Annotated in this window: 15 protein-coding genes; 8 read left to right on the top strand and 7 right to left on the bottom strand. The window is 70.9% G+C overall.

Going from position 1 to position 21,965, the window contains the following annotated elements; all coding sequences use genetic code 11:
• Positions 1 to 29: 29 nt before the first annotated feature.
• Positions 30 to 1,025 carry a magnesium/cobalt transporter CorA gene (gene corA / locus A3Q37_RS14370; protein WP_065483726.1) on the bottom strand — a complete coding sequence of 332 codons (996 nt, stop codon included), beginning with the start codon at positions 1,023 to 1,025 and terminating at the stop codon, positions 30 to 32.
• Positions 1,026 to 1,103: 78 nt separating this feature from the next.
• Between corA and A3Q37_RS14375 the strand changes: the two genes are divergently transcribed.
• The 5 genes from A3Q37_RS14375 (at position 1,104) to A3Q37_RS14395 (ending at position 7,821) form a co-directional block, all read left to right on the top strand.
• Positions 1,104 to 1,826, top strand: a complete 723-nt coding sequence (locus A3Q37_RS14375) for a histidine phosphatase family protein (RefSeq protein ID WP_065483729.1) — start codon at positions 1,104 to 1,106, stop codon at positions 1,824 to 1,826.
• Positions 1,827 to 1,896: 70 nt separating this feature from the next.
• Entirely contained in the window at positions 1,897 to 2,487 is a 591-nt protein-coding gene (locus tag A3Q37_RS14380; protein ID WP_030114163.1) for a DUF3090 domain-containing protein, read from the top strand.
• Positions 2,451 to 3,290: an SCO1664 family protein gene (locus A3Q37_RS14385; protein ID WP_065483732.1), complete on the top strand. Its 840-nt coding sequence runs from the start codon at positions 2,451 to 2,453 to the stop codon at positions 3,288 to 3,290. Before A3Q37_RS14380 ends, A3Q37_RS14385 begins: the two co-directional genes overlap by 37 nt.
• 121 nt (positions 3,291 to 3,411) lie before the next feature.
• Positions 3,412 to 4,641 carry a cysteine--1-D-myo-inosityl 2-amino-2-deoxy-alpha-D-glucopyranoside ligase gene (gene mshC / locus A3Q37_RS14390; RefSeq protein ID WP_065483735.1) on the top strand — a complete coding sequence of 410 codons (1,230 nt, stop codon included), beginning with the start codon at positions 3,412 to 3,414 and terminating at the stop codon, positions 4,639 to 4,641.
• A 114-nt stretch (positions 4,642 to 4,755) separates the two neighbouring features.
• Positions 4,756 to 7,821, top strand: coding sequence for an NPCBM/NEW2 domain-containing protein (locus tag A3Q37_RS14395; RefSeq protein ID WP_065483738.1), 3,066 nt, complete (start codon positions 4,756 to 4,758; stop codon positions 7,819 to 7,821).
• A gap of 78 nt (positions 7,822 to 7,899) precedes the next feature.
• On the opposite strand, the gene A3Q37_RS14400 is transcribed toward A3Q37_RS14395, so the two are convergent.
• From A3Q37_RS14400 to A3Q37_RS14425, 6 genes are all read right to left on the bottom strand, one after another.
• On the bottom strand, positions 7,900 to 8,931 hold the full coding sequence (locus A3Q37_RS14400) for a PAC2 family protein (RefSeq protein ID WP_065483741.1): 1,032 nt from the start codon (positions 8,929 to 8,931) through the stop codon (positions 7,900 to 7,902).
• A gap of 100 nt (positions 8,932 to 9,031) precedes the next feature.
• Positions 9,032 to 10,090, bottom strand: coding sequence for an LLM class flavin-dependent oxidoreductase (locus tag A3Q37_RS14405; protein ID WP_065484148.1), 1,059 nt, complete (start codon positions 10,088 to 10,090; stop codon positions 9,032 to 9,034).
• A gap of 142 nt (positions 10,091 to 10,232) precedes the next feature.
• Positions 10,233 to 11,843, bottom strand: coding sequence for a glycerol-3-phosphate dehydrogenase/oxidase (locus A3Q37_RS14410; RefSeq protein WP_065483744.1), 1,611 nt, complete (start codon positions 11,841 to 11,843; stop codon positions 10,233 to 10,235).
• 13 nt (positions 11,844 to 11,856) lie between these two features.
• The gene (gene glpK / locus A3Q37_RS14415; RefSeq protein ID WP_065483747.1) at positions 11,857 to 13,401 is read right to left on the bottom strand and encodes a glycerol kinase GlpK; all 1,545 of its coding nucleotides are present in this window, start codon (positions 13,399 to 13,401) and stop codon (positions 11,857 to 11,859) included.
• 39 nt (positions 13,402 to 13,440) lie between these two features.
• A complete protein-coding gene (locus A3Q37_RS14420) occupies positions 13,441 to 14,232 on the bottom strand; it encodes an MIP/aquaporin family protein (protein ID WP_065483750.1) in 792 nt (263 codons plus the stop codon).
• A gap of 383 nt (positions 14,233 to 14,615) precedes the next feature.
• Positions 14,616 to 15,380 carry an IclR family transcriptional regulator gene (locus tag A3Q37_RS14425; RefSeq protein WP_006123393.1) on the bottom strand — a complete coding sequence of 255 codons (765 nt, stop codon included), beginning with the start codon at positions 15,378 to 15,380 and terminating at the stop codon, positions 14,616 to 14,618.
• A 251-nt stretch (positions 15,381 to 15,631) separates the two neighbouring features.
• On the opposite strand from A3Q37_RS14425, the gene metH reads away from it, so the two are divergent.
• From metH to A3Q37_RS14440, 3 genes are all read left to right on the top strand, one after another.
• On the top strand, positions 15,632 to 19,144 hold the full coding sequence (metH, locus tag A3Q37_RS14430) for a methionine synthase (RefSeq protein WP_065483753.1): 3,513 nt from the start codon (positions 15,632 to 15,634) through the stop codon (positions 19,142 to 19,144).
• A gap of 143 nt (positions 19,145 to 19,287) precedes the next feature.
• A complete protein-coding gene (locus tag A3Q37_RS14435; protein WP_065483756.1) occupies positions 19,288 to 19,998 on the top strand; it encodes an HAD family phosphatase in 711 nt (236 codons plus the stop codon).
• A gap of 304 nt (positions 19,999 to 20,302) precedes the next feature.
• The gene (locus tag A3Q37_RS14440) at positions 20,303 to 21,901 is read left to right on the top strand and encodes an ABC transporter substrate-binding protein (protein ID WP_065483759.1); all 1,599 of its coding nucleotides are present in this window, start codon (positions 20,303 to 20,305) and stop codon (positions 21,899 to 21,901) included.
• The last annotated feature ends 64 nt before the right edge of the window (positions 21,902 to 21,965 follow it).

The raw sequence follows: 21,965 nt of genomic DNA on the forward strand, positions 1-21,965 counted from the left end.
GTCCGGGGGCCCGGGCCCCCGGACACGCCCTAGAGCCAGCCGCGCCGCTTGAACTGCCGGTACAGCCCGTACACGATGAGGCCCATCACCGCGACCACCACCGGGTAGGTCCACGGCCAGTGCAGCTCCGGCATGTTGTCGAAGTTCATGCCGTAGATGCCCGCCACCATCGTCGGGACGGCGGCCATCGCCGCCCAGGCGGAGATCTTGCGCATGTCGTCGTTCTGCCGCACGCCCATCTGCGCCAGATGCGCCGACAGGATGTCCGAGAGCAGCCGGTCCAGCCCCTCCACCTGCTCGTTGGCGCGGGTCAGATGGTCGGCCACGTCCCGGAAGAACGGCTGCGCGTGCTCGTGGACGAACGGCACGCCCGCGGCCGAGAGCCGGGCCATGGGCGCCGTCAGCGGACCGGCCGCCCGGCGGAACTCCAGCACCTGCCGCTTGAAGGTGTAGATCCGGGCGGCGGTGTTCTTCGAGTCGCCCGAGCCGGCCGGCGCGAAGACCTGCGTCTCCAGCTCCTCCAGGTCCACCTGGAGCTCGCCGGCCACGTCCATGTAGTGGTCCACGACCGCGTCGCTGATCGCGTACAGCACCGCAGTCGGGCCGTGCTTCAGCACCTCCGGCTCGGCCTCCAGCCGCTGGCGCACGGCCGCCAGCGGGGCGCCCTCGCCGTGCCGGACCGTCACCACGAACGCGTCCCCTATGAAGACCATCAGCTCGTCCGCACTGACCGTGTCGCTCGCGGGCTCGTACACGATCGGCTTGAGCACCGCGAACAGCGAGTCGTCGTACACCTCCAGCTTCGGCCGCTGGTGCGCGCGCAGCGCGTCCTCCACGGCCAGCGGGTGCAGCCCGAACTCCGCCCGTACGCGGTCGAACTCCTCCTCCGTCGGCTCGTGCAGCCCGATCCACAGGAACGCGTCGTGCGAGGCGCGCGCCTCGGCCAGGGCGTTCGCGAGGTCGTCGGGCCGTTCGGTGCGGCGCCCGTCCCGGTAGATGGCGCAATCCACGATCACGGCGGGCATTCTTCCCCGTGAACCCGCCCCCACGCACCTTCGCCGCCCCGGCCCGCCCCCACGCGCCTCGGACGTACGCTGGCGGGTATGCCCACGCTGATCCTCGTACGCCACGGACGCTCCACCGCCAACACCGCCGGGGTACTCGCGGGCCGCACCCCCGGCGTCTCCCTCGACGAACGCGGCGCCGCACAGGCCGCGGCCCTCCCCGGCCGGCTCGCCGCCGTCGTCCCGGTCCTCGCCGTCAGCAGCCCCCTGGAGCGCTGCCGGCAGACGCTCCAGCCGCTCCTCGACGCGCGCCCGGGCCTGCCCCTGCACACCGAGGACCGGATCAGCGAGTGCGACTACGGCCACTGGTCGGGCCGCAAGCTCGCCGAACTCGCCGACGAGCCGCTGATGTCGGTCGTCCAGCAGCACCCCTCCGCCGCGGCCTTCCCCGGCGGCGAGTCCATGCGCGCCATGCAGGCCCGCGCCGTCGACGCCGTCCGCGACTGGAACGAGCGCGTCGAGGCGGAGCACGGCGAGGACGCCACGTACGTCATGTGCTCGCACGGCGACATCATCAAGTCCCTCGTCGCCGACGCGCTGGGCATGCATCTGGACCTGTTCCAGCGCATCCACGTCGACCCCTGCTCGGTCACCGCGATCCGCTACACGAGGCTGCGGCCCTTCCTCCTGCGGCTCGGCGACACCGGCGACCTCGACTCCCTGGCGCCCCGCGAGAACGCCGTCGGGGCGGACGCCGCCGCGTCCCCCGCCGGTGACGGTTCGGCGGACGCGACGGTCGGGGGCGGCGCGGGCGCGCCGTGATCGCTCCGGGCAGTAGGGTGGACGCGCCGTAGCGCCGCCCAACCACCATCGAAGCTCAAGGGAGCAGGACGTGTCCCGTCAGGTGTTCCTCTACGACCCACCGGACCGATTCGTGGCCGGTACGGTCGGGCTGCCTGGCCGCCGTACGTTTTTCCTGCAAGCGTCCTCCCAGGGCCGGGTCACCAGCGTCGCCCTGGAGAAGACCCAGGTCGCCGCGCTCGCCGAGCGGATCGACGAACTGCTCGACGAGGTCGTACGCCGCACCGGCGGCAACTCCCCGGTGCCGGCCGTGGCGCCCACCGACGTCACCGACACCGCCCCGCTCGACGTGCCCGTCGAGGAGGAGTTCCGGGTCGGCACCATGGCCCTGGCCTGGGACGGCGAGGAACAGCGCATGATCGTCGAGGCGCAGGCCCTCGTCGAGCTCGACGCCGACTCCGAGGACGACCTCGCGGAGGCCGAGGAGAAGCTCCTCCAGGACGAGGAGAACGGCCCGCCGATGCTCCGCGTCCGGCTCAGCGGCGCCCAGGCCCGCGCCTTCGCCAAGCGCGCCCTGGACGTCGTCAACGCCGGCCGCCCGCCGTGCCCGCTGTGCAGCCTGCCGCTCGATCCGGAAGGACACGTATGCCCGCGCCAGAACGGATACCGTCGCGGAGCCTGACGGACCCCGAGCTGCTCACCCTGCTCACCGAGGGCACGCTCACCGTCCTCGGTCAGGTCGGCGGGGCGTCCAACGCGGTGTTGCACTGCACAGTGGCGTACGACGGCGAGGAGCGCACCTGCGCCTACAAGCCGGTCGCGGGCGAGCAGCCGCTCTGGGACTTCCCCGACGGGACGCTCGCCCAGCGGGAGGTCGCCGCGTACGAGATCTCCCGGGCGACCGGCTGGGACCTCGTGCCGCCGACCGTGCTGCGCGACGGGCCGTACGGGCAGGGCATGGTCCAGCTCTGGATCGACGGCCCCGCGGACGGTGAGGACGCCCCCGAGCTGCTGGCGCTGGTCGAGGGCGAGGAGCCGGGTGATGGCTGGAAAGCCGTGGGCTTCGCGGATGTGGGGGAGGGGAAGACCGCGCTGCTGGTGCACGCGGACGACCCCCGGCTGCGGCGGCTCGCGGTGCTGGACGCGGTGATCAACAACGGTGACCGCAAGGGCGGCCATCTGCTGCCCGCGCCCGGCGGGCGGCTCTTCGGCATCGACCACGGCGTCACCTTCAACGCCGACGACAAGCTCAGGACCCTGCTCTGGGGCTGGGCGGGCGAACCGCTCACCGAAGAGGCCCTGGCGGTGCTGGGCCGGCTCGCCGCCGAGCTGGCTCCGGGGGCTGCCCTCGCCACCCGGATGGCCGAACTCATCACCCCGGCCGAACTGGAGGCCCTGCGGGAGCGGGTCGACGGGATGCTCAAGGGCGCCGTGCACCCGCGGCCGAGCGGCCAGTGGCCGCCGATCCCCTGGCCGCCGGTGTAGAACGCGCCCGACGGCGACCCGCGCCCTACCCCCTGTTGACGGTTGCACGCAAGAGGGCCTCTTCGGACAGGTTTCCGGTGCCGGTTCGTATCCGGAAGCAACGTCCGGTTACGCTCATGACATGCATGCCTGGCCCGCTTCTGAGGTCCCCGCCCTGCCCGGCAAGGGCCGCGACCTTCGGATCCACGACACCGCGACCGGCGGACGGATCACCCTTGACCCCGGTCCCGTCGCCCGCATCTACGTCTGCGGCATCACGCCGTACGACGCGACCCACATGGGTCATGCGGCGACCTACAACGCGTTCGACCTCGTTCAGCGCGTGTGGCTCGACACCAAGCGGCAGGTTCACTACGTCCAGAACGTGACAGACGTGGACGATCCGCTGCTGGAGCGGGCCGTGCGCGACGGTCAGGACTGGACCGAGCTCGCGGAGCGCGAGACGGCACTCTTCCGCGAGGACATGACCGCCCTGCGGATGCTGCCCCCGCGGCACTACATCGGCGCGGTCGAGGCCATACCCGGCATCGTGCCCCTCGTCGAACGCCTCCGGGACGCGGGCGCCGCCTACGACCTGGACGGCGACATCTACTTCTCCGTCGACGCCGACCCGCACTTCGGCGAGGTCTCCGGCCTCGACGCCGAGGCGATGCGCCTGCTCTCCGCCGAGCGCGGCGGCGACCCGGAGCGCCCCGGAAAGAAGAACCCCCTCGACCCGATGCTCTGGATGGCCGCCCGCCCGGGCGAGCCGAGCTGGGACGGGGCCTCCCTGGGCGACGGCCGCCCGGGCTGGCACATCGAGTGCGTCGCCATCGCCCTGGACCACCTCGGCATGGGCTTCGACATCCAGGGCGGCGGCTCCGACCTCGCCTTCCCGCACCACGAGATGGGCGCCTCGCACGCCCAGGCGCTGACCGGCGAGCACCCCTTCGCCCAGGCCTATGTCCACGCCGGCATGGTCGGCCTGGACGGCGAGAAGATGTCCAAGTCGCGCGGCAACCTGGTCTTCGTCTCGGCGCTGCGCCGCGAGGGCGTGGACCCGGCGGCCATCCGGCTCGCGCTGCTCTCCCGCCATTACCGTTCCGACTGGGAGTGGACCGACCAGGTGCTGGCCGACGCCGTCGAGCGCCTCGCGCGCTGGCGGGCCGCCGTCTCGCGCCCCGACGGGCCGTCCGCCGACGCGCTGGTCGAGGAGGTCCGGGCCGCCCTCGCCGACGACCTGGACAGCCCCGCCGCGCTCGCCGCGGTGGACCGCTGGGCCGCGCTCCAGGGTGCGGAGGGCGGCACCGACGAGGGCGCGCCCGGCCTCGTATCCCGTACGGTCGACGCCCTGCTGGGGGTCGCGCTGTAGGGGGTTTCCCCGCCCGCACGATGGCTTGAACCGGCCTCGGACTTCTCTACGAAGTTCGGGGCCGGTTCCTTTTTGTCCATGGCCATGTGCTCGAAGTTGCGCTAAAAGCTCTCTATGCAAACATCGACGCGCATGAGAGCGGCGGCGGTTGCTGCACTGCTCGGACTGTTCGCGGTCCTCACGGGACCCGGCGGGGCCCACGCCGACGAGGCCCCGCCGGAGAGCACGGAGACCACCACCGTCGGGGACGTGACCGGCTTCCGCGCGGACGGGGCGGTCTACCGGCTGACCGCCGGGCAGGCAGAGGCCCGGGTCAGCTTCGTCTCGGAGGAGACCTTCCGCATCGAGCTGGCCCCGGACGGGAAGTTCACCGACCCCACCGGCGACGACATCGTCCTCCCGCAGGGCGAGCCGCCCCGCACCCGCTGGAAGGAGCGCGGCGACCGCTACGAGCTGTCGACGGGCGAGGTCACCCTGCGGGCCTACAAGAAGCCGCTGCGCTTCGCCCTGCACCGGGCGGACGGCAGCCGGATCTGGTCCGAGACCAAGGGCCTGAGCTGGACCGGCGAGAAGACCGTCCAGACGCTGGCCCGGGGCGCCGGTGAGCAGTTCTACGGGGCCGGGATGCAGAACGGCCGCGGCAACACCTCCCACCGCGACAAGACCGTCGAGGTCGCCGTCGACTACAACTGGGACGACGGCGGCCACCCCAACTCCGTGCCGTTCTACCTCTCCTCGGCCGGTTACGGCGTCTTCCGCAACACCTACGCCCCCAACACCTACGCGTTCACCGACCCGGTGACGACCAGTGCGAAGGAACAGCGCTTCGACGCCTACTACTTCGCGGGCCAGGGGTCCGACGCCGCCAAGGACGTCATCGGGCAGTACACCGACCTCACCGGCAAGCCGTTCCTGCCGCCCGTCTACGGCATGGAGATCGGCGACGCCGACTGCTACCTCCACAACGCCAACCGGGGCGAGCGCCGCACCCTGGACTCGCTGAAGGTCGCGGACGGATACGTCGAGAACGACATGCCCAACGGCTGGATGCTCGTCAACGACGGCTACGGCTGCGGTTACGAGGACCTGGAGGAGACCGCCCAGGGGCTGAAGGACCGCAACATGGAGCTGGGCCTGTGGACCGAGGACGGCATCGAGAACCTCGAAGCCCAGGTCAAGGCCGGCCAGCGGGTCGCCAAGCTGGACGTCGCCTGGGTCGGCCCCGGCTACAAGTTCGCCCTCGACGCCTGCAAGGACGCCTACCAGGGCATCGAGGACCACAGTGATGCCCGAGGCTTCACCTGGGCCCCCGAGAGCTGGGCGGGCGCACAGCGCTGCGGAGTCCAGTGGTCCGGCGACCAGTCCGGCACCTGGGAGTACATCCGCTGGCAGATCCCCACCTACGCGGGCGCCACCATGTCCGGACTCGCCTACACCACCGGTGACGTCGACGGGATCTTCGGCGGCAGCGCCAAGACGTACACCCGCGACCTCCAGTGGAAGATGTTCCTCGGCACCACGATGACCATGGACGGCTGGGCCGCCATGGACAAGCAGCCCTTCCGCCACGGCGAGCCGTACACCTCGGTCAACCGCGACTACCTCAAGCTCAAGGAGTCGCTGCTGCCCTACCAGTACAGCTACGCCCACGAGGCCACCAAGACCGGGGTCGGCATGGTCCGCCCGCTGGTCCTCGAATACCCCGACGACCCGAAGGCGTCGACGGAGGCCGCGAAGTACGAGTTCCTCTCCGGCGAGCACTTCCTCGTGGCGCCCGTCTACCAGGACACCACCGAGCGCAAGGACATCTACCTCCCCAAGGGCACCTGGATCGACTACTGGAGCGGCCGCACCTACGAGGGCCCCACCACCATCGACTCCTACAGCGCCCCGCTCGACACCCTGCCGCTCTTCGTGAAGGCGGGCGCGGCCGTCCCGATGTGGCCGGGCATCCGCTCGTACCGCGACCGCACCGCCGACTCCCCGCTGGCCTGGGACGTCTACCCGCAGGGGAATACCTCCTTCACCCTGTACGAGGACGACGGCGTCACCCGCCGGCACCGCGACGGGAAGTACGCCACCCAGCGCGCCGACGTCCGGGCCCCGAAGCACGGCGCGGGCGACGTCTCCGTCACCATCAACGAGAGCCGGGGCAGCTTCACCGGCAAACAGACCACCCGCCCCTACGAGTTCACCGTCCACACCGGCTCCGAGCCGCGCGCGGTGCAGCTGGACCGGACGCTGCCCGAGCTGACCTCGAAGGCCGCGTACGACCAGGCCCGCCAGGGCTGGTGGTACGACCGCGACGACCGGGGCGGCGTGGTGCACGTGAAGACCGCGCCCCTGAGCACCGCGAAGAAGTTCACGGTGAAGCTGCTGGACACCAGCGCGGTCGGCGGCAAGAAGGCCTCGGCGGCCGCCGCCCTCACCGCCCCCACGGGCCAGGAGGCCGGAGCGGGCACGCCCGGCACGGTCCAGGTCGACGTGACCGCGGGCAGCACCGCCCTCACCGACACCACCGTCTCCCTCCAGGTCCCCGAGGGCTGGCAGACCGCCACCGCGAAGGTCCCGGGCCGCATCCCGGCGGGCGCCACCCGACGCGTCGAGGTGGCGCTGACCCCGGCGAAGGACGCCGAGGTCCGCGAGACCCGGCTGACGGCGCTGGCCCGCTACCGGGCCGCCGGCGAGGCCCGCACGAGTCAGCAGCGGCTCGCCGTCTCCGTACTGCCACCGGCACCCGAGGGCGAGGCCTGGGCGAGCGATCTCGTCTGGCTCTCCGAGACCAACGGCTACGGCCCCGCCGAACGCGACCGCTCCAACGGGGAGTCGGGTGCCGACGACGGGAACACGCTGACGCTCGCGGGGAAGACGTACGAGAAGGGGATCGGCACCCACGCCGACTCCGACATCGCCCTCCATCTCGGCGGCCGGTGCACCGCGTTCACGGCCGACGTCGGCATCGACGACGAGATCGACGGCTACGGAGAGGTCGCGTTCTCCGTGGAGGGCGACGGCAAGGTGCTGTGGACCTCACCGAAGCTGACCGGCGCCTCGGCGACCGTGCCGGTGGACGTGAAGCTCGACGGCGTACGCCAGGTGCGGCTGAAGGTCACCGACACCAACGGGTCCAAGACGGGGGACCACGGCGACTGGGCGGCGGCGAAGTTCCACTGCGCCTGAGCCGTACGCGGGACCGATGGGACAGGGGCGCCGCACGGGATCAACTCCCGTGCGGCGCACCGCTGTTGGCCATAGACCCTAGCCCTCGCCGTCCTCCTCGGGACGGCTGCCGTCGGTGCCTTCATCGCCGTCGGAGCCCTTGGTGCCCTTGTCATCGGAGGCCTTCCCGCGCGGCGGCTTCGGCGGGCGGGTGCGGCCGCTGGAGGGGTCGCGCAGATAGGAGACGTCCCCGGTCTCCGTGGCGTGGCCGCCCGGCCCCTGCCCGGGGCCGCCGTCCCGCCGCCGCAGATACCGCTCGAACTCGCGGGCGATGGCCTCGCCGGACGCCTCGGGCAGCTCCGCGGTGTCCCGCGCCTCCTCCAGCGTCTGCACGTACTCCGCGACCTCGCTGTCCTCCGAGGCCAGCTGGTCCACGCCGAGCTGCCAGGCCCGCGCGTCCTCGGGCAGTTCGCCCAGCGGGATGCGCAGCCCGATCAGATCCTCAAGACGGTTGAGCAGGGCCAGGGTCGCCTTCGGGTTCGGCGGCTGCGACACATAGTGCGGGACCGCCGCCCACAGGCTGACCGCGGGCACCCCGGCATGCGTGCACGCCTCCTGGAGGACCCCGACGATGCCCGTGGGGCCCTCGTACCGCGTCTCCTCCAGATCCATCGTCCGCGCCAGGTCCGCGTCGGAGGTGACCCCGCTCACCGGCACCGGCCGGGTGTGCGGGGTGTCGCCGAGCAACGCGCCCAGGATGACGACCATTTCGACGCCCAGCTCATGGGCGAAGCCGAGGATCTCGTTGCAGAACGACCGCCAGCGCATCGACGGTTCGATCCCGCGCACCAGAACCAGGTCGCGGGGCTTGTCGCCGCCGACCCGCACCACGGACAGGCGCGTCGTCGGCCAGGTGATCTTCCGCGTGTTGCCGTCCAGCCACACCGTGGGCCGGTTGACCTGGAAGTCGTAGTAGTCCTCGGCGTCCAGCGCCGCGAACACCTCGCCCTTCCACTCCCGGTCCAGATGACCGACCGCTGTGGAGGCGGCGTCCCCGGCGTCGTTCCAGCCTTCGAACGCGGCCACCATGACCGGGTCGACCAGCTCGGGCACCGACTCGAGCTCGATCACCCGGGCCTCCTTCCGATGTCTCCATACGTACGGAGCAACCTTACGGCTTCCCGGGCCCCCGGCCGCAGCCCTCTTGCACGGCCGGGTGAACACTGTTCGATCAGTCCCGCAGCGAGGACGGCGCCTCCCGTCGCACGACCGGGGCGATCTCCTCCGCGAACCGCTGGAGCGTCTCCAACTGCTCGGGCCTGCTCAGCCCGAAGCCGTCCACGGTGATCGACTGGAGGTCGTGGCGGTAGACCTCGTGCCAGCCCAGGATCTTGTCGATGATCTGCTGCGGACTGCCGATCAGCTGCGGGCCGCCCTCGATCGCCTCCTCGATCGTGCGGAACGGGGTGTTGTAGCCGGCCTTGCCCGCCAGATGCGGCTTGAACGTCTGCCGCACCCGCGCCTCGTACAGCTCCTTGTACTGCGCCACGGCCGCCTGCGAGCTGTCCGCGATGAGCAGCCCGCCGGATCCCGCCGCGACCTTCGCGTCCGCCGGATCGTGCCCGTAGGCCTCGAACCGCTCCCGGTAGTGGGCGATGAGCCTCGCGTACGCCTCACGGGGCTGGATGGCGTTCGCGGTGAACAGCGGATCGCCGTGTTTCGCCGCCAGCTCGGGGGAGTTGAGGCTGGTCGCCGAGCCGTGCCAGATCCGGGGGAGACCGTCGTACGGGCGTGGCACGGTCGTCACGTTCTTCAGCGGCGGCCGGAACTCGCCCTCCCAGTCGACGCCTTCCTCGGTCCAGAGCCGGCGCAGCAGCTCGTACTTCTCCTTCTGGAGGTCCCACTGCCGCTCCTCCTCCAGGCCGAACAGATCGAAGTGGCCCGCCTCCGCGCCCTTGCCGACGACCAGTTCCACCCGGCCCCGGGAGATCTGGTCGAGCGTCGCGAAGTCCTCCGCCACCCGGACCGGGTCGAGGATCGCGACGACGGTCACGCCGGTGAGCAGCCGGATGGTGCTCGTCCGGGCCGCGATGGCGCCCAGCACCACGTTCGGGCTGGAGGAGAGGAAGGCGCCCGCGTGCCGTTCGCCGACGGAGTAGGCGTCGAAGCCGAGCCGCTCCGCCACCGAGGCCGTGTCGATCACTTCCTCGAACCGGTCGGCGGCGGAGGGCAGGTCACCGGTCAGCGGGTGCGGATCGTGACCGATCAGGGAGAGCACGGAGAATCGCATGAACTCCACTGTCCCCGCGGCACGTTGCACGCGTATGGCGGGAGTGTGGCACCCGCCCGGTGCCCTGCGGGTACGGGAACGGGGGCGGCTCCCGCGAGGAAGCCGCCCCCGTCCGCGTACCCGTGGGGGGTGGGTCGGTGGATCAGTCCCGGTCGGCCAGCAGCTTCTCGACGCCCTCGCGGACCTCGTCCGTCGCCAGGCCCCGGATCGTCAGCGTGGTCCGGCGGCGCAGCACGTCGTCCGCCGTCTCGGCCCACTCGTGGTCCCGGGCGTAGGCGACCTGGGCCCAGATCTCCGGGGCGTCCGGGTGGACGCGCTCGGCCAGCTCCGGGTTCTCGTTCGCCAGCCGGGCGATGTCGAAGGCGAGCGAGCCGTAGTGCGTGGCCAGGTGGCGGGCGGTGTCCGGGGCCATGCGCGGGCCGGGGGCCGGGCCGTCGATCAGCAGCCGGTGGGCGACCGCGTTCGGGTTGGCGATACCGGGCAGCGGCAGCTTCCGCGGCAGCCGGTTCATCGGCTCCATGTCCTCGGCCAGCGGGTGCCCGGGCAGGGCGGCCAGCTTGTTCATCACCGTACGGCCGATGTGGCGGAAGGTCGTCCACTTGCCGCCCGCGACCGACAGCATCCCGCCGCGGCCCTCGGTGACGACCGTCTCGCGCTTGGCCTTGGAGGTGTCGCCCGGGCCGCCGGGCAGGACGCGCAGACCCGCGAAGGAGTACGTGATCAGGTCGCGCGAGAGCTGCTGGTCCTTGATCGAGAACGCCGCCTCGTCGAGGATCTGCGCGGTGTCCGCCTCGGTCACCGAGACGTCCGCCGGGTCGCCCTCGTACTCCTCGTCCGTCGTGCCGAGGAGCAGCATGTCCTCCCACGGCAGCGCGAACGTGATGCGGTACTTGTCGATCGGGGTGGCCAGCGCCGCCCGCCACGGCCGGGTCCGCTTGAGGACCAGGTGGGCGCCCTTGGAGAGGCGGATGGAGGGGGCCGCGTTCGGGTCCTCCATCTTCCGCAGGTGGTCGACCCAGGGACCGGTGGCGTTCAGGACGAGACGGGCGTCGACGCCGAACTCGGTGCCGTCGGTGCTGTCCTTCAGCTCAGCGCCGGTGACCCGGCCCCGGGTGAAGCGCAGCCCGGTGACCGCCGCGTGGTTGAGGACGACCGCGCCCGCGTCGACGGCCGCGCGGACCGTCATCAGCGCCATGCGGGCGTCGTTCATCTGGTCGTCGCGGTAGACCGCGACCGCCTTCAGATCGTCGGTACGCAGCTCGGGGACGTCGCGCTGGGCCTTGGCCGGGGAGATGACATGGCCGACGCCGTCGCCGAACGCGGAGAGCGCGGAGTAGGCGAAGACGCCCGCGCCGAGCTTGGCCGCGCCGTGCGGGCCGCCCTTGTAGACGGGCAGGTAGAAGGTGAGCGGGTTGGCCAGGTGCGGGGCCACCTCGCGGGAGACCGCGCGCCGCTCGAAGTGGTTCTCCGCGACCAGCTTCACCGCGCCGGTCTGGAGGTAGCGCAGACCGCCGTGGAGGAGCTTGGAGGAGGCGGAGGAGGTGGCGCCGGCGAAGTCGCCGGCGTCCACCAGAGCCACCCGCAGCCCGGACTGCGCGGCATGCCAGGCGGTGGAGATGCCCAGGATGCCGCCGCCGATGACCAGGAGGTCGTACGTGGCCCGGGACAGCTGGTCCCGGGTCTCGGCGCGGCTCGGCAGCGAGCCGGAGGCCGGGTGCGTTCCGAGGGCGGGAACGCTTTGCAGGGTGGTCATGGAATGCTCCTCGTCAGCTTTCTTCGTCCTCGATCCAGCCCATGGTCCGTTCGACGGCCTTGAGCCAGCTCTTGTACTCGCGGGCACGGGTGTCCGCGTCCATGCGGGGGGTCCACTCGGCGGCCCGGCGCCAGTTGGCGCGCAGCGCGTCGGTGTCCGGCCAGAAGCCGACGGCGAGACCGGCGGCGTAGGCGGCGCCGAGGCAGGTGGTCTCGGCGACCATGGGGCGCACCACGGGCGCGTCCAGGAAGTCGGCGAGCGTCTGCATCAGCAGGTTGTTGGACGTCATGCCGCCGTCGACCTTGAGCGCGGTCAGCTCGACGCCGGAGTCCTTCGTCATGGCGTCGCTGATCTCGCGGGTCTGCCAGGCGGTGGCCTCCAGGACGGCACGGGCGATGTGCGCCTTGGTGACGTAGCGGGTGAGACCGGCGATGACACCCCGGGCGTCGGGACGCCAGTAGGGGGCGAACAGTCCGGAGAAGGCGGGCACGAAGTACGCGCCGCCGTTGTCCTCGACCGAGGAGGCCAGCGTCTCGATCTCGGCGGCCGACTTGATCAGGCCCATCTGGTCGCGCATCCACTGCACCAGCGAACCGGTGACCGCGATGGAACCCTCCAGCGCGTACACCGGGGGTTCGTCGCCGATCCGGTAGCCGACGGTGGTGAGCAGCCCGTTGTACGAGTTCACGGGGGTGCCACCGGTGTTCATCAGCATGAAGGTGCCGGTGCCGTACGTGGACTTGGCCTCGCCCTCGGCGAAACAGGTCTGGCCGAACAGGGCCGCCTGCTGGTCGCCGAGCGCGGAGGCGACCGGGACGCCGTCCAGGATGCCGCCCTTGGCGTTGCCGTAGACCTCGGCGGAGGAGCGGATCTCGGGGAGGACCGCGGCCGGGATGCCGATGGAGGCGAGGATCTTCTCGTCCCAGGCCATCGTGTGCAGGTTCATCAGGAGGGTGCGCGAGGCGTTGGTGACGTCGGTGACGTGGACACCGCCGTCGGTGCCGCCGGTCAGGTTCCAGATGACCCAGGAGTCCATGGTGCCGAAGAGGATGTCGCCGCGCTCGGCGCGCTCGCGCAGCCCCTCGACGTTGTCGAGCAGCCAGCGGACCTTGGGGCCCGCGAAGTACGAGGCGAGCGGCAGCCCGGTCTCGCGGCGGAACCGGTCCTGGCCCACGTTGCGGCCGAGCTCCTTGCAGAGCGCGTCGGTGCGCGTGTCCTGCCAGACCAGCGCGTTGTGCACCGGCTCACCGGTGTTCTTGTCCCACAGCAGGGTGGTCTCGCGCTGGTTGGTGATGCCGATCGCCTTGACGTCGGCGGAGGTGATGCCGGCTTTGACGATGGCCCCGGCGACGACCTCCTGGACGTTCTCCCAGATCTCGGTCGCGTCGTGCTCGACCCAGCCCGGCTTCGGGAAGATCTGCTCGTGCTCCTTCTGGTCGACGGAGACGATCCGGCCGTCCTTGTCGAAGACGATGCAGCGGCTGGAGGTGGTGCCCTGGTCGATGGCCGCGATGAACGGCCCGGTGCCATGGGTGCCGGTGGTGTGTGCGTCGGTCACGGTGTGCTCCCGGAAGTCTGTGAAGTGGTGAAGGGGTGGCTAGGCGAAGGCGAGGTTGTAGAGCCCGCCGGCGAGTGCGCCGCCGACGAGCGGACCCACGATGGGTACCCACGCGTAGCCCCAGTCCGAACCACCCTTGTTCGGCAGCGGCAGCAGGGAGTGCACGATGCGCGGACCGAGGTCGCGGACCGGGTTGATGGCGTAGCCGGTCGGGCCGCCGAGCGAGAGGCCGATGCCGACGACGACCAGGGCGGTGATCAGCGCGCCGAGCACGCCGAGGCCGTTGCCCTCGTTGTTGAGGCCCTGGGTCAGGATCGCCAGGACCAGCACCACGGTGGCGATGATCTCGGTGATGACGTTCTGCACGCCGTTGCGGATCTCGGGTCCGGTGGAGAAGATCCCGAGCACCGGGCCCGCCTTCGGGGCGGCGGTCTGGTCGACCATGCCCTCGTCGGTGGACTTGGTGCCGACGATCTCCGGGTCGGTCAGGTGGGCGTGGAACTGGCCGTAGTAGACCGCCCAGACCAGCAGGGCGCCGATCATCGCGCCGAGCAGCTGCGAACCGAGGTAGAGGGGCACGTCGCCCCACTCCGTGCCGCCCTCGATGGCGAGGCCGATCGTGACCGCGGGGTTGAGATGGGCGCCCGAGACGCCGCCGGCCAGGTAGGCGCCGGTCAGCACGGCGAAGCCCCACCCGAAGGTGATGGCCAGCCAGCCCGCGTTCCGGGCCTTCGAGCTCTTCAGCGTGACGGCGGCACAGACACCGCCGCCGAGCAGGATGAGTACGGCGGTACCTATGGTCTCGCCGATGAAAATGTCGGAGCTGGACACCCGCGACTCCTTTGTCCTTCGTCCAGGGGAGACGGAACACCGGTCCTGCCGGTGTTCCGCGCCCCAGATGGGTATCCACGAAGCGTGGGCAGCCCATCTGTAAGGGCTTGACCGGCCCTTGGCACTGTCACACCCTAACGCGTATTGCCGTTAGGCGTTCGACAATGCCGACCGTTGAACGGCAGTGTTTCCCCCGAGTGAACGCAGCGTCAAGGGTTCTGTGGTCCACGACTCGGTGCGCGACGGGATCGTTACCGGCCGGTGCCGGGTGCGTCGGGGCGTGGCCGGGCGCGGGCCCGGGATGCGCCGGGCGTGGCCGGGCGCGGGCGCAACGGATGCGCCCGGCGCTGAACGCCGGGCGGAGGGTGCGGGCCGTGCGGCCGTCAGAAGCGGCCGGCGCCCAGATCCCGGGAGACCGCCCGGGCGCAGTCCCGTACGGCCGCGATCAGCTCGGGGCGCAGCGTGCCGCCCGGGGCCACGCGCTCCACCGCCCCGGTCACGGCGACCGCGCCCACCGGCATCCTGCGCCGGTCGTGCACGGGGGCGGCCACGGCGGCGACGCCCTCCCAGGTCTCCTCGGCGTCGGCCGCCCAGCCCTGGGCCCGGATCAGGTCGAGCATCGACTCGAACGCGTCGGCCTCGGTGACGGTGCGCCCGGTGAAGGAGCGGCGCTCCGCCTCCATGACCTCGCTGTGGGCCACCGGGTCGTACGCGGAGAGAACCTTGCCCAGCGCCGTGGAGTGCAGCGGCTGCATCGCCCCGACCTCCAGCACCTGGCGGCTGTCGTCGGGCCGGAAGACGTGGTGGACGATCAGCACGCCGTGCTGGTGCAGCACCCCGAGGTGGACGCTCTCGCCGCTGGAGCGGGCCAGGTCGTCCGTCCAGACCAGGGCGCGCGCCCGCAGCTCGTGGACGTCCAGATAGCTGTTGCCGAGCCGCAGCAGCTCCGCGCCCAGCTGGTAGCGGCCCGACGCCGCGTCCTGCTCGACGAAGCCCTCCAGCTGAAGGGTGCGCAGGATGCCGTGCGCGGTGCCCTTGGCCAGCCCCAGGGAGGAGGCGATGTCGGAGAGCCCGAGCCGGCGCTCGCCGCCCGCCAGCAGACGCAGCATCGCGGCCGCCCGCTCCAGCGACTGGATGTTCTTGGCCATCGCGCCGTACTCCTCCACCTCGGTTCGACAATGCTGAACACTATCGGTCGATGCCGACCTGCGCCGGACTCCGGGGGAAAGTCTCCGCCACGCGGCCGCACGTGTCGCACCCGGCACAGCATGCAGGCCGTACGCGTTCCGTCCCGTGGACGCCCCTACGGACCCGGGCACCCTCGGGCTAGGCTGGCGAGGTGCGCCTTCCCCAAGAAGGACGCAAAGCCGACAGCCGTCGCATCCCTGGGAGATCATCCATGGCCTCGTTGCCGACATCCGCCGCCGACAGCCGGAACCGCGCAGAAGCACTCCGAGAGGCACTCGCCACCCGCGTGGTGGTGGCCGACGGGGCGATGGGCACCATGCTCCAGGCGCAGGACCCCACGCTGGAGGACTTCGAGAACCTCGAAGGCTGCAACGAGATCCTCAACATCACCCGGCCCGACATCGTGCGCTCCGTCCACGAGGAGTACTTCGCCGTCGGCGTCGACTGCGTCGAGACCAACACCTTCGGCGCCAACCACTCCGCCGCCAACGAGTACGAGATCGCCGACCGGATCTACGAGCTTTCCGAGTCCGGCGCCCGGATCGCCCGCGAGGTCGCCGACGAGTTCGGCGCCAAGGACGGCCGTCAGCGCTGGGTCCTCGGCTCGATCGGCCCCGGCACCAAGCTGCCCTCGCTCGGCCACACCACGTACGACATCCTCCGCGACGGCTACCAGCAGAACGCCGAAGGCCTTCTCGCGGGCGGCTCCGACGCGCTGATCGTCGAGACCACCCAGGACCTCCTCCAGACCAAGGCCAGCATCATCGGCGCCCGCCGCGCCATGGACGCCCTCGGCCTCCAGGTGCCGCTGATCTGCTCCCTCGCCTTCGAGACCACGGGCGTCATGCTCCTCGGCTCCGAGATCGGCGCGGCCCTGACCGCCCTGGAGCCGCTCGGCATCGACCTGATCGGGCTGAACTGCTCGACCGGCCCGGACGAGATGAGCGAGCACCTGCGCTACCTCGCCCGCCACTCCCGTACGCCCCTGATGTGCATGCCCAACGCCGGCCTGCCCGTCCTCACCAAGGACGGCGCGCACTTCCCGCTCGGCCCCGACGGTCTCGCCGACTCCCAGGAACACTTCGTCCGGGACTACGGCCTCTCCCTGATCGGCGGCTGCTGCGGTACGACCCCGGCGCACATGAAGGCCGTCGTCGACCGCGCCCGCGAGCTGACGCCGACCGAGCGCGACCCGCGCCCCGAGCCCGGCGCCGCCTCCCTCTACCAGCACATCCCCTTCCGGCAGGACACCGCCTACCTGGCCATCGGGGAGCGCACCAACGCCAACGGCTCCAAGAAGTTCCGCGAGGCCATGCTGGAGGCCCGCTGGGACGACTGCGTGGAGATGGCCCGCGACCAGATCCGCGAGGGCGCGCACATGCTCGACCTCTGCGTCGACTACGTGGGCCGCGACGGCGTCGCCGACATGACCGAGCTGGCCGGCCGCTTCGCCACCGCCTCCACCCTGCCGATCGTGCTGGACTCCACCGAGCTGGACGTCCTGCGCGCCGGCCTGGAACAGCTGGGCGGCCGGGCCGTGCTGAACTCCGTCAACTACGAGGACGGCGACGGCCCCGAGTCCCGCTTCGCGCAGGTCAGCGCCCTGGCCGCCGAGCACGGCGCCGCCCTGATCGCGCTGACGATCGACGAGGAGGGCCAGGCCCGCACGATCGAGCACAAGGTCGCCATCGCGGAGCGGCTGATCGAGGACCTCACCACCAACTGGGGCATCCGCGAGTCCGACATCCTCATCGACACCCTGACCTTCACCATCTGCACCGGCCAGGAGGAGTCCCGCGGCGACGGCATCGCCACCATCGGTGCCATCCGCGAGCTGAAGAAGCGTCACCCGGACGTCCAGACCACGCTGGGCCTCTCCAACATCTCCTTCGGCCTCAACCCGGCCGCCCGCGTCGTGCTGAACTCCGTCTTCCTCGACGAGTGCGTCAAGGCGGGCCTGGACTCCGCGATCGTGCACGCCTCGAAGATCCTGCCGATCGCCCGGCTGGAGGAGGAGCAGGTCAAGGTCGCCCTCGACCTGATCTACGACCGCCGCGCCGAGGGCTACGACCCCCTCCAGAGGCTCATGGAGCTGTTCGAGGGCGTCAACATGAAGTCGATGAAGGCGGGCAAGGCCGAGGAGCTGATGGCCCTCCCGCTGGACGAGCGCCTCCAGCGCCGCATCATCGACGGCGAGAAGAACGGCCTGGAGGCCGACCTCGACGAGGCCCTTCAGACCACCCCGGCCCTGGACATCGTCAACAACACCCTCCTGGAGGGCATGAAGGTCGTCGGCGAGCTGTTCGGCTCCGGCCAGATGCAGCTTCCGTTCGTCCTCCAGTCCGCCGAGGTCATGAAGAGCGCGGTGGCCCACCTGGAGCCGCACATGGAGAAGTCCGACGACGAGGGCAAGGGCACCATCGTGCTCGCCACCGTCCGCGGCGACGTCCACGACATCGGCAAGAACCTCGTCGACATCATCCTCTCCAACAACGGCTACAACGTCGTCAACCTCGGCATCAAGCAGCCCGTCTCCGCGATCCTGGAAGCCGCCGAGGAGCACCGCGCCGACGTCATCGGCATGTCCGGTCTCCTGGTCAAGTCCACCGTGATCATGAAGGAGAACCTCCAGGAGCTCAACCAGCGCAAGATGGCCGCCGACTTCCCGGTCATCCTCGGCGGCGCCGCGCTGACCCGGGCCTACGTCGAGCAGGACCTGCACGAGATCTACGAGGGCGAGGTGCGCTACGCCCGCGACGCCTTCGAGGGCCTGCGCCTCATGGACGCGCTCATCGGCGTCAAGCGCGGGGTGCCGGGCGCGGCCCTGCCCGAGCTGAAGCAGCGCCGGGTCCCGAAGAAGGACGTCCCCGTGCTGGAGGTCGAGGAGCCCGAGGGCTCGGTGCGCTCGGACGTCTCCACCACCAACCCCATCCCCGAGCCGCCCTTCCGCGGCACCCGGGTCATCAAGGGCATCCCGCTCAAGGAGTACGCCTCCTGGCTCGACGAGGGCGCCCTGTTCAAGGGCCAGTGGGGCCTCAAGCAGAACCGGACCGGTGACGGACCGACGTACGAGGAGCTGGTGGAGACCGAGGGACGCCCGCATCTGCGCGGCTGGCTCGACCACCTCCAGTCCAACAACCTCCTGGAAGCCGCCGTCGTCTACGGCTACTTCCCCTGCGTCTCCAAGGGCGAGGACCTGATCCTCCTCCACGAGGACGGCTCCGAGCGCACCCGCTTCACCTTCCCGCGCCAGCGCCGCGGCCGCCGCCTCTGCCTCGCGGACTTCTTCCGCCCGGAGGAGTCCGGCGAGACCGATGTCATCGGCCTCCAGATCGTCACCGTCGGCTCCCGGATCGGCGAGGCCACCGCCGAGCTGTTCGCCGCCAACTCCTACCGCGACTACCTGGAGCTGCACGGCCTCTCCGTCCAGCTCGCGGAGGCCCTCGCGGAGTACTGGCACGCCCGGGTCCGCAGCGAGCTGGGCTTCGGCGGGGAGGACCCGGAGGACGTCGAGGACATGTTCGCGCTGAAGTACCGCGGCGCGCGGTTCTCGCTCGGTTACGGGGCGTGCCCGGACCTGGAGGACCGGGCCAAGATCGCCGACCTGCTCCAGCCGGAGCGGATCGGCGTGCACCTCTCCGAGGAGTTCCAGCTCCACCCGGAGCAGTCCACCGACGCCATCGTCATCCACCACCCCGAGGCGAAGTACTTCAACGCCCGGTAGCACCGAGTTCGCCCCGCGCTCACGCGCCTGCCGCGCACCGCGGGGCGGCACGTCGTACACTGGTCGGTCCAGTGCAGGCCGGTCGCCCTCCCATTTCCGGGAATGGCGGCCGGCCTTCTCGTCCCTTACGGAAGGTGTGCCGGATGACCAGTACGGTCCCCGCGTCCTTGACCCGCACGGCCGAAGAGGCCGCCTTGCAGGCGGTCCTTCTCGACATGGACGGAACCCTGGTCGACACCGAGGGTTTCTGGTGGGACGTCGAGAAGGAGGTCTTCGCCGGCCTCGGACACCGCCTGGACGAGTCCTGGCGGGACGTGGTCGTCGGCGGTCCGATGACCCGCAGCGCCGGCTACCTCATCGACGCCACCGGCGCCGACATCCGGCTGGACGAGCTGACCGTGCTGCTCAACGACGGATTCGAGAACCGCATCAGCCGGGGTGTGCCGCTGATGCCGGGGGCCGAGCGGCTGCTCGCCGAGCTGGCCGTGTACGAGGTGCCCACCGCGCTCGTCTCGGCCTCCCACCGCCGGATCATCGACCGGGTGCTGGAATCCGTGGGCCGGCACCACTTCGCCCTCACGGTCGCCGGGGACGAGGTCGCCCGGACCAAGCCCCACCCCGAGCCCTATCTCACCGCCGCCGCGGGCTTCGGCGCCGACCCCTGGCGCTGCGCGGTCATCGAGGACACCGCGACCGGTGTGGCCGCCGCCGAGGCCGCAGGCTGCCGGGTGGTCGCCGTGCCGTCCGTCGCGCCCATCGCCCCGGCCGCCGGGCGCGTGGTCGTCGGCTCCCTCGAAGAGGTCGACCTCGCCTTTCTGCGCGGGCTGATCACCGGCTCCAGCGGCACCGGCTGAGCGGCCCGAGCGCGAACTTGTGAACGAATTGCGGATTTTCCGCTCCCCTCCGTGTGCGTTCCGGCAACGTTCCGTGGATGCAAATCAGCCACAGGGTGTTTCTGTGAAGAGGTCGGACGGGTGACCTTGCTCACTCAGGGGTCTCCCGCGCCCCGCCGAAACGGGTGGGCTGTCCGGAATGGTGATCGTATGTCCGCCTCGTTGGGGGCCGGGGGAGCGTGAACCGCTCGCCAGGCGGTCGGAGGGCCCACCCACGGCTACTAACTTGGATTCCTCACCTGCCGGGATGAGGGAGAACGTCCAGATGAACCGCAAGACCCTGGTGCTGCCGGCCGTCGTCGGCCTGCTCGCCCCCGTGCTCGCCGCCTGCGGCAGCACGGACAGCGGCGCCGGTGGCAACGGAGCCATCGTCGTCGGCACCACGGACCAGCTCGTGGCCTCCAAGGAGAACCCCGCGCCGCTCGACCCGGCCATCGGCTACGAAGCGGGCGTCTGGAACGTCCTGCGGCAGACCGTGCAGACCCTGACCACGGTGCCCAACGGCGGCGGCGAGCCCGTGCCCGAGGCCGCCCGCAGCTGCGCCTTCACCGACACCGCGAACGAGAGCTACCGCTGCACCCTGCGGGCGGGCCTCACCTTCGCCGACGGGACGCCCGTCACCGCCGAGGACGTGAAGCACTCCATCCAGCGCGTCATCGACATCGACTCGGACAGCGGACCGGTCGGTCTGCTCGCCAACATCGACATGATCGAGACCAAGGGCGAGGACCAGGTGATCTTCCACCTGAACACGCCCGACGCGACCTTCCCGTACAAGCTCGCCACCCCCGCCGCCGGCATCGTCCCGAAGGCGCAGTACCCGGCGAAGGCGGCCCGCACCGGCTTCCAGGTCGACGGCTCCGGCCCGTACACCATGAAGCCGCAGGTCGAGGACGGCCGCGTCGTCAAGATCGCCTTCAAGAAGAACCCCTCGTACAAGGGTGAGCTGAAGGTCCTCAACGACAAGGTCGAGATGGACCTCTTCCCCGACGCCGACGCCATGGGCAAGGCGCTCGAGGAGAAGAAGATCCACCTGATGACCCGGGCGATGTCGCCCGAGCAGGCCCACGACATGCTCGTGGCGCCGAAGGAGGGCATCGGCCTCACCGAACTGCCCGGACTGGCCATCAGCTACCTCGGGTTCGACACCAAGAACCCCGTGGTCGACAAGCCCGTCCGGCAGGCCATGGCGCAGATCATCGACCGGGGCCAGATCGCGGGCAAGGTGTACGGCACCACCGCCGAACCCCTCTACTCGCTGATCCCCTCCAGCATCGCCGGGCACACCAACGCCTTCTTCAACAAGTACGGCGAGCCCAGCACCGCCAAGGCCGCGGCGATCCTCCGCGACGCCGGGATCAAGACGCCGGTGAAGTTCACCCTGCACTACACCAACGACCACTACGGCCCCGCCACCGCCGCCGAGTTCAAGGCGATCCAGCAGCAGCTGAACAAGTCGGGCCTCTTCGACGTCTCCGTCCAGGGCAAGGAGTGGTCGAAGTACCGCCCCGCGCAGAAGCGCGGCGACTACGCGGCCTACGGCATGGGCTGGTTCCCCGACTTCCCGGACCCGGACAACTACACCGCGCCCTTCCTGGACGCCAACAACTTCCTCAACTCGCCCTACCGGTCGCCCGAGGCGGAGAAGGTCCTCATCCCGCAGTCCCGCCGCGAGGCCGACCGCACCGCCGCGGCCGCCACCTACGAGAAGCTCCAGGACATCGTCGCCAACGATGTGCCGGTGCTCCCGATCTGGCAGGGCAAGCAGTACGTGGCCTCCCGCGATGGCATCGCCGGTGTCGAGCGCTCCGTCAGCGCCACCTCCGAACTCCAGCTCTGGGAGCTCAACCGGCACAGCGCCTGAGCCCCGACCGCACAACGCCGTCCGGCCCGCGCCCTCCTCGCGACAGGAGAGATGCGGGCCGGAC

It is taken from the genome of Streptomyces sp. PTY087I2, assembly GCF_001687325.1.
In the GTDB taxonomy this organism is placed as follows: domain Bacteria; phylum Actinomycetota; class Actinomycetes; order Streptomycetales; family Streptomycetaceae; genus Streptomyces.